This is a genomic window from Photobacterium minamisatsumaniensis (genome assembly GCF_050336695.1).
In the GTDB taxonomy this organism is placed as follows: Bacteria; Pseudomonadota; Gammaproteobacteria; order Enterobacterales; family Vibrionaceae; genus Photobacterium; species Photobacterium minamisatsumaniensis.
Window position 1 is genome coordinate 1 of record NZ_JAKJSI010000099.1, and the last position, 2,353, is coordinate 2,353.

At 48.7% G+C, this 2,353-nt stretch carries 1 protein-coding gene; it reads right to left on the bottom strand.

The genetic code is table 11. The features are described 5' to 3' along the window. A partial coding sequence (locus tag L4D78_RS28160; protein WP_428469983.1) for an AMP-binding protein occupies nt 1–2,353 on the bottom strand: 2,353 nt, incomplete at both ends.

Consider the following 2,353-nt stretch of genomic DNA (forward strand, 5'->3'; position numbering starts at 1 on the left):
TGCCGTCACATTATGGTGTTGGATAAGGCTATCGAGTGCCTGACTGTCGAGAGTTTGCTCTCGGGTTGCAATAACCACAGTTCCGCCCTCTTGCAGAGGCAAGTAAAGCTCAAGTGTATGAATATCAAACGAAATTGAGGTAACGGCTAGAAGTGTATCATCGTCAGCCAGCCCAGGTTGTTGCGCCATTGATGACAGGAAATTACTGAGATTACGGTGTTCGAGCATGACGCCTTTGGGCTTGCCAGTACTTCCAGAGGTATAGATGATATAGGCAAGATGGTTAGGTTTGAGCCTTATGTCTTCGGCGGGTAAATTGATGCGGGGCAGGGCTGCTAGAGTAGTGTCACTATCGAGTGATATTAAGGTGTATGCTCCTGTCGGAACTTGCTTTTCAAGGTGATGCTGGGTGAGGACAAGGCGAGCGTTGGTATCAGCCAACATATACTCGATACGCTCTGTTGGGTACTGTGGGTCAAGCGGCAAGTAAGCGCCGCCCGCTTTCATGATACCTAGCAATCCGATAAGCATTTCCAGAGAGCGATCAACGTATAGGCCTACAAATTGATCGGGCCCTATCCCTTCTTGACGAAGTCGATGAGCCAGCTGATTTGCCCGTTCGTTTAATGCCTGATAGGTCAGTGCATGCCCCGCGCAGTAGGCCGCAATGCTCGACGGGTTATGTTTTGCTTGTTGCTCAACTCGCTGATGAAGAAAGGCGTTTTGCTGGGTGTCTGTTGATGGAGGGTTCCAATGGTAGAGCATTCGTTCCTGCTCTCGCTTTTCCAATAATGGCGTGSTTAGGCACTTAGCGTTAGGGGTCTGACAGATATGCTGAAGTGCAGTTAAGTAATACTGTCCGGCTGCTTGAGCTTGTTTGTTAGAGATATAATCTTGCTGATAGGACAAAGCAAGGTTGATGTCGCCAGTTAATCCCTGATGGAATGAGGTATGAAATTTGAAGCTATTTTCTTCTCGGATTTCCCCATTAATAACGCTGAAGCCTTTGATATCTTGAATTTGCTTATAGRTGTGAAAGTGGGTGTAGTTAAAGCCGAAGTCGCTGAGTGGCGTTGCGTGTTGCTTGACCAGTTCMGCAAAAGGGTAGCGGCGATAAGGTTGGTGTTGCTGGAGCTGAGCTTCAATAGCTTGAGCCAGGCTTAGCCAAGAGTGATCAACTAGATCAATAGCCAGTGGAAGGCTATTGATAAATAACCCTATGACGCGTTCACCATCTATTTTTTCTAGACGGCCGTTAGYCACCGTGGTGCTACACGTATCGGTACGGTTGGTGAGTAAKCCGATGACTCGAAGGTGAGCGGCTTGAAGCAAACTGGTTAGGCGTAGACCGTGACTTTTAGCCGTAGCGGCCAAGCTGTTGAGCAAGGGACTGGGCAACGCTGCTCGCCATTCAGCAATGCCACCGGGYCGCTCGTTATCTGGACGTAAACTGGGTAGTTCATGGTACTCAAATGCGGCTAGCTGTTGCTGCCAGTACTGACGCGCTAATTCATCTTTCAGGCATTTACGCTCAGCTTTGATGAAGGCTTTATAGTTTGATTGAAGCGGTTGGTCGGGGATCTTTGGGAGTAGCCCCTGAATTATCAGGTAGCGTTGGAAAAGTTCAGTCAGCAAGGTTGCCATACTCCACCCATCAAGGATCATGTGGTGGGCATCGATCAGTAATTGGAATTGCCCTGACTCTCTCAATAAGACCGTGAAGCGGATCTGACTCGGCTCGGTGAGGCTTAGTGGTGAGGCTTTTATCTGATCGATAGCGGTCTCTATCTGTATATCTACTGAGGGCTCAGTAGCCAGTTGACGTACATCGAGCCTGACAATCCCTTGTTGATGAACCAGTTGCATCGGTTCGCTGAATGCGATGGCATTGAAGCTGGTGCGCAGTAGTGGATGACGGTTAAGGGTTTGTTCTATCGCTTGGGTAAATGCGGGCTGATCCCAACAAGCCTGAAGCTGTATATTTAAAACATCATGGTAGAGTGAATGATGGGTATTGAGTTGGTTATGGTAATGCATGCCAGCTTGCATCCGGCTAAGCGGATAGCCATCAATAACTGGAGGAAGGGTCTGCTGTTGCATGGTGATATCCTTTTCATATTGCCCAGCCACATACGGCAGGGCCTTCCATTTTCGGGTTAGAAGCTCAGCATCTGCCTCAGATATTAGGTCAAAGTCATCGTCTTCTTCGATGTCGTTATCTGACGGTGTTTGGGAAGCAATGCCAACAAGTTGCTCAATAGTTTGGTGCTCGAACATATCGGCAACGGTAAAGAGCAGGCCGGCTTGCTCCGCTTTAGCGACAACCTGTACGGAAAGAATAGAATCCCCCCCC